Below are 1,741 nucleotides of genomic sequence, written 5' to 3'. Positions count from 1 at the left end.
GGTTTCCCGTTGGGCACCGCTGGCGTGGGGAGCGTTCTAACGGCCGGACGTAGCCTTGTCAACGTTTACAAAAACATAAATGCGCTTTTCCAGAAAAACAGACGAAAGGGACAAATCTGTATAAAATTTTAGATACTTTTTAATGGAAGGCGGGTATGATACCACCATGAGCACTAGAAAGTCCGGGTGACGCACAACTCGTTCGCGCGGGGTGATCCCGACTGAACCCCCGCCGGTCAGTGACGCCGCCCCCGTCGCCGTGGAGGATACCATGACCCTGTCACGCCGTTGCGCCGAAACGCTGATCGACCTCGTCGAGATCAAGCTGAGCTGCCTGGAAATCACCGACCGCGAAGACCAGCGCGAGAAGGAATTGCTCCAGCGCTGCGTGCAGGAACTGAATGCCGAGCTGCGCGGGGAAAATGGCGCGCTCGCCACCTTCGCGGCGCCAAAGCGCCGTGGCCGCCGGCCAAAGCATCTGCAGCTCCACGAACTGCACGTCGCCTGATCCGCAGATCCGTGGCAGGGGCAAGACGCGGCATCAGCCCAAAGCCGGTACCGCCGCCGTGGCAGACTGCATGGCCGGCGCCTCGCGCGGCAGCAGGATGGTGAAACGGGTGCCCTGCCGCGGCCAGGATTGGACGGACACGCTGCCGCCGAGCGGGCCGGTGACGGTGTTGAAGACGATGTGCAGCCCCAGGCCGGACCCGCCCTGCCCGCGCTTGGTGGTGAAAAAGGGATCGAAGACCTTCGACAGATGTTCCGGGGCGATGCCGGCGCCATCGTCGATGAAATCGATCCGCACGCGCTCCACCCCATCCGCCTGCGCGGTGATCCTGATCGTGCCGGCCGGCTCCTCGACCGCACGCTCGCCAATCCGGTCGCCATCGCCATAGGCGTGGACGACGGCATTGATGACCAGATTGGTCAGCACTTGCCCCAACGCGCCGGAAAAGCTGTCCATCGTCAGCTCGTCGTCGCACTCCACCGCCACCTTCAGATTGGTGCGCTTCAGCCGGGGGCGCAGCGAGAACAGCAGCTCTTGGATATAGCTGCCCAATTCGAATACCCGGCGGTCACCGGAAGACTGGTCGACCGCCACCTGCTTGAAGCTCTGCACCAGAGATGCCGCCCGGTCGATGTTGGCCATCAGCAGGCGGCTGCTTTCACTCAAACCGTCCAGGAACTCCAGGAATTCCGACCGGCGCAGCGTGTTGCCGGTAAAGCGTTCCCGCAGAATCTGGGCCTGTTCGCCGATATGGCTGGCAGCGGTCAAGCCGATGCCGATGGGCGTGTTGATCTCGTGCGCCACCCCGGCCACCAACTGGCCGAGCGAGGCCATGGTCTCGGCCTGGATCAGGCTTTCCTGGGCCTCCCGCAGATCGGCCAGCGCCTGCTCCGCCTCTTCCCTGGCCTGGACCATCGCCGATTCGACCGCCTTGCGGTCGGTGATGTCGTAGAGCCAGGTCAGAAGTGCCGATTCGCCGTCAAGTTCGATGCTGTTCCACGAGGACAGGGCCCAGACGATGCTGCCGTCCGGCCGGCGGAAGCGGATCTCGGCGTTGCGGAAGGCACCTTCCCTGTCGAACCGGGCAATCAGCGCCTCCCGTTCCGCAGGGTCGGCATAGAGGTCGGCCACCGGGATGCGCATCATCTCCGTCCGGTCGCGGCCCATCAGCCGCACGGACTGGGCATTGCAAAACAGCCAGCGGCCGTCGCACGTGGTGACATTCACCGCGAT

The 1,741-nt window shown here is 63.8% G+C and carries 2 protein-coding genes; one reads left to right on the top strand and one right to left on the bottom strand.

Features of this window, described 5'->3' with window-relative positions; all coding sequences use genetic code 11:
- The first annotated feature begins 271 nt into the window (after positions 1–271).
- Positions 272–508 carry a hypothetical protein gene (locus tag I71_RS20790; protein ID WP_042697448.1) on the top strand — a complete coding sequence of 79 codons (237 nt, stop codon included), beginning with the start codon at positions 272–274 and terminating at the stop codon, positions 506–508.
- Between the two features lie 33 nt (positions 509–541).
- Here the strand turns inward: I71_RS20790 and I71_RS20785 are convergent.
- A partial coding sequence (locus I71_RS20785; protein WP_049976220.1) for a sensor histidine kinase occupies positions 542–1,741 on the bottom strand: 1,200 nt, incomplete at its 5' end.

It is taken from the genome of Azospirillum sp. B506, assembly GCF_000333595.1.
In the GTDB taxonomy this organism is placed as follows: Bacteria; Pseudomonadota; Alphaproteobacteria; order Azospirillales; family Azospirillaceae; genus Azospirillum.
Note: the sequence above shows the minus strand (reverse complement) of the source record. Positions and strands in the feature narration are given on the sequence as shown.

What these genes read in the sequence shown, in the direction of transcription:
- I71_RS20790 (WP_042697448.1), top strand. Translation starts at nt 272, where the DNA reads ATGACCCTGTCACGCCGTTGCGCCGAAACGCTGATCGACCTCGTCGAG.